General features: G+C 69.8%; 4 protein-coding genes. 3 read left to right on the forward strand and 1 reads right to left on the reverse strand.

Annotation, left to right across the window (positions count from 1 at the left end; translation table 11 throughout):
• On the forward strand, nt 1–937 hold a 937-nt coding region (bagA, locus tag IE249_RS20310), incomplete at its 5' end, for an ATPase BagA (protein WP_229858893.1).
• A complete protein-coding gene (gene bagB / locus IE249_RS20315; protein ID WP_189706500.1) occupies nt 934–2,292 on the forward strand; it encodes an ATPase BagB in 1,359 nt (452 codons plus the stop codon). The genes bagA and bagB, both read left to right, overlap by 4 nt.
• 126 nt (nt 2,293–2,418) lie before the next feature.
• Here bagB and wblA read toward each other — a convergent pair whose 3' ends face one another.
• The gene (gene wblA / locus IE249_RS20320) at nt 2,419–2,757 is read right to left on the reverse strand and encodes a transcriptional regulator WblA (RefSeq protein WP_189706502.1); all 339 of its coding nucleotides are present in this window, start codon (nt 2,755–2,757) and stop codon (nt 2,419–2,421) included.
• Between the two features lie 481 nt (nt 2,758–3,238).
• Between wblA and IE249_RS37950 the strand changes: the two genes are divergently transcribed.
• Nucleotides 3,239–4,131 (forward strand): transglycosylase domain-containing protein (locus IE249_RS37950; RefSeq protein ID WP_229858894.1); only part of this gene is annotated, 893 nt, incomplete at its 3' end.

The following is a 4,131-nucleotide window of genomic DNA, read 5'->3' on the forward strand; positions in this document are numbered from 1 at the left end:
AAAGACGACGGTCGCCGCCGCCCTCGCGCTGGCCCTGGCCACGGAGGGGAAGCGCACGCTCCTCGTCGAGGTCGAGGGCCGGCAGGGCATCGCACAGCTCTTCGAAACGGAGGCGCTGCCCTATGAGGAAAGGAAAATCGCGGTAGCTCCCGGCGGCGGGGAGGTGTACGCCCTCGCCATAGACGCCGAACTGGCGCTGCTGGACTACCTCCAGATGTTCTACAAGCTCGGCGGCGCCGGCCGCGCCCTGAAGAAGCTCGGCGCCATCGACTTCGCCACCACCATCGCGCCGGGCGTGCGGGACGTCCTGCTGACCGGCAAGGCGTGCGAGGCGGTGCGCCGCAAGGACCGCGCCGGCCGGTTCGTCTACGACTACGTGATCATGGACGCGCCCCCCACCGGCCGCATCACCCGATTCCTCAACGTCAACGACGAGGTGGCCGGACTCGCCAAGATCGGCCCGATACACAATCAGGCCCAGGCGGTGATGCGCGTGCTGAAGTCGTCCGAGACGGCCGTGCACCTGGTGACGCTGCTGGAGGAGATGCCCGTTCAGGAGACCGTGGACGGCATCGCGGAACTGCGCGCCGCCCGGCTGCCGGTGGGCCGCATCGTGGTGAACATGGTGCGCCCCCAGGTGTTGGACGCCGCCGACCTGGAACTCGTACGGAACGTGCCGCGCGCCGCCCTCGCCAAGTCGTTGTCCCTGGCCGGCCTCGGCGGGGCCCGGCGCGGTGGGAACGCCGAGCGGCTGGTGGACCCGCTGCTCCAGCAGGCCGAGGAGTACGCCGAGCGGTACACGCTGGAGCAGGAGCAGCGCTCCGTGCTGGGCGAGCTCGGCCTGCCGCTGCACGAACTGCCACTGCTCGCCGAGGGCATGGACCTGGCGGGACTGTACGAACTGGCGACCGAGCTGCGGAAGCAGGGGATGTCATGAGCCCGGATGCGGCGCAGGAGCGGGACTCTTCACGGGTCCGTGCCGACGATCAAGGGCGTACCCGCAGGCTGGCGCCCGCGCCCCTGCTCGCCATCGACCCGCTGCTCGACGATCCGGCGACGAGGATCGTGGTCTGCTGCGGCTCGGGAGGGGTCGGCAAGACGACCACCGCGGCGGCCCTCGGGCTGCGGGCCGCCGAGCGCGGCCGCAAGGTGGTCGTGCTGACCATCGACCCGGCCCGCCGGCTCGCCCAGTCCATGGGCATCGACTCGCTCGACAACGTCCCGCGCCGGGTCAAGGGCACCGAGGGCGAGGGCGAGCTGCACGCCATGATGCTCGACATGAAGCGCACCTTCGACGAGGTCGTCGAGGGGCACGCGGACCCCGAGCGGGCGGCCGCGATCCTCGCGAACCCCTTCTACCAGTCGCTCTCGGCGGGCTTCGCGGGCACGCAGGAGTACATGGCGATGGAGAAGCTGGGCCAGCTGCGGGCCCGGGACGAGTGGGACCTGATCGTCGTCGACACCCCGCCCTCGCGCTCGGCGCTCGACTTCCTGGACGCGCCCAAGCGGCTCGGCTCCTTCCTCGACGGCCGGCTGATCCGGCTGCTCACCGCGCCCGCGAAACTGGGCGGCCGCGCGGGGATGAAGTTCCTGAACGTCGGGATGTCGATGATGACCGGCACCCTCGGCAAGCTGCTGGGCGGTCAGCTGCTCAAGGACGTCCAGACGTTCGTGGCCGCGATGGACACCACCTTCGGCGGCTTCCGCACGCGCGCGGACGCCACGTACAAGCTGCTCCAGGCGCCCGGGACGGCGTTCCTGGTGGTCGCGGCCCCGGAGCGGGACGCGCTGCGCGAGGCCGCGTACTTCGTGGAGCGGCTGGCCGCGGAGCGGATGCCGCTGGCGGGTCTGGTGCTCAACCGGGTGCACGGCAGCGGCGCCGACCGGCTGTCGGCCGAGCGGGCGCTCGCCGCCGCGGAAAATCTTGAGGAGTCCCGCATTGTGGATCAGGGGGACGGGAAAGCTGGACTTCGTAACTCTCCCGACACATACGGCAGTTCAGATTCTCCCGATGCCTCTTCTCCCGATTCCCCTGCTTCTCCGTCTTCGGATCCCGGGGCCGAGCCGTCCGTCGAGGAGGTCACCGCGGGCCTGCTGAGGCTGCACGCCGAGCGCATGCGGCTGCTCTCCCGTGAGCAGCGCACACGCGACCGCTTCACCGCACTGCATCCCGAGGTGGCGGTGGCCGAAGTGGCCGCGCTGCCCGGCGACGTGCACGACCTGGCGGGGCTGCGGGACATCGGCGACCGGCTGGCGGACGACCGCAGAGAGCTGCCCGAGGCGACCGCCTGACGTCGACGCGAGCGCCTGACGTCAACGCGAGCACCTGACGCTCGCGCGGGCCCGGCGCTCACGCGCCGGCTGCCGTGCGGGCGCCCGACGCCGCCGCGAGGATCCGGCGCTCACGTGCGCGCTTTCTCAGCCGACCGCCGCGTAGTTCTCGTAGACCTGGTCGTCGTCGAGGGACACCAGGCCCGCCCCGCGCTCGTACTCCAGGCGTGCCGTCTCCAGCAGCCGGCGCCACGAGGTGACGGTCGGCCGCCTGCGCAGCAGTGCGCGGCGCTCCCGCTCCGTCATGCCTCCCCACACGCCGAACTCGACGCGGTTGTCGAGCGCGTCGGCGAGGCATTCGGTGCGTACCGGACATCCGGTGCACACCGCCTTGGCCCTGTTCTGCGCTGCTCCCTGAACGAACAGTTCATCCGGATCGGTAGTGCGGCAGGCCGCCTGCGCACTCCAGTCGGTTACCCAGCCCATACCGGCGCCGTCCTCTCCCGAATCGAGGCTCCCCCACGGCGGCAGCGGCATATTCACCGCCGCCAGTTGAGGACGTTACGGAAGGTGGGCACGGCGCAACACCCCCAGCGGGCCCAATCTTGAATGGCCCGAACGGACTATGGGTTGGCCGCAGATCACCCGGGGGAGTGAGGTGACGACATACGCGACATTCCCGGCACGTTCGGACATTCTTGGCGCACCACAAGGGGCAACGGATGTCACACAAGGCGATTTCGGGCACGTGTCCCACACGCCTTCACGGCTCTCACCGTGCCGTCCGGCGCCCGCGACCGGCCCCAACTCCGCCCTCACACCGGCCCGATCAAAAAAATCGAGCGGATCCGGAACGTTCTGAGGCCGCCGCACGTATTGATACGTGGCCGCACCGCTGTGACAGTTGAGAGCAGCTTAGGCCAAGGCATATACGCGTGTCCGGCGAATGAGAACGTAGGCTGCCCTCATGCCAAAGAAGCGCTCGGGCGGTGGTCTGTCGCCAACGCAGCAGGCCGCCAAGTTCCTCGGTGTCAGCGTGCTCGCGGGGGCGGTCATGGCCGGCATCGCGCTGCCCGCGGCCGGCGCGCTGGGCCTGGCGGCCAAGGGCTCGGTCCAGGGGTTCGACGACATCCCCGCCAACCTCAAGCGCCCGCCGCTCAGCCAGCGCACCACGATCCTCGACAGCCAGGGCCACCAGCTGGCCCAGGTGTACTCCCGCGACCGTACGGTGGTGGAGCTGAAGGACATCTCCCCGTACATGCAGAAGGCGATCGTCGCGATCGAGGACTCGCGCTTCTACCAGCACGGCGCGATCGACCTGAAGGGCGTGCTGCGCGCCCTCAACAAGAACGCGCAGAGCGGCGGGGTCGCCCAGGGCGCCTCCACGCTCACCCAGCAGTACGTGAAGAACGTCTTCGTGGAGGAGGCCGGCGACGACCCCACCAAGGTTGCGCAGGCCACCCAGCAGACCCTCGGCCGCAAGATCAAGGAACTGAAGTACGCGATCCAGGTCGAGCAGCAGCTGGGCAAGAAGAAGATCCTCGAGAACTACCTGAACATCACGTTCTTCGGTGAGCAGGCCTACGGCGTCGAGGCCGCCTCCCAGCGCTACTTCTCCAAGCACGCCAAGGACCTCACGCTCCCCCAGGCGGCCCTGCTGGCCGGCATCGTCCAGTCCCCGAGCCGCTACGACCCGGTCAACGACGAGGCCGAGGCCACCAAGCGGCGCAACGTCGTCCTGCAGCGCATGGCGGAGGTGGGCGACGTCTCGCAGGCCGACGCCGACAAGGCGAAGAAGGCGCCGCTCGGCCTGAAGGTCACCCAGCCGCGCAACGGCTGCATCACGGCGGTCAAGAACTC

The organism is Streptomyces anandii JCM 4720, assembly GCF_014650655.1.
In the GTDB taxonomy this organism is placed as follows: Bacteria; Actinomycetota; Actinomycetes; order Streptomycetales; family Streptomycetaceae; genus Streptomyces; species Streptomyces anandii.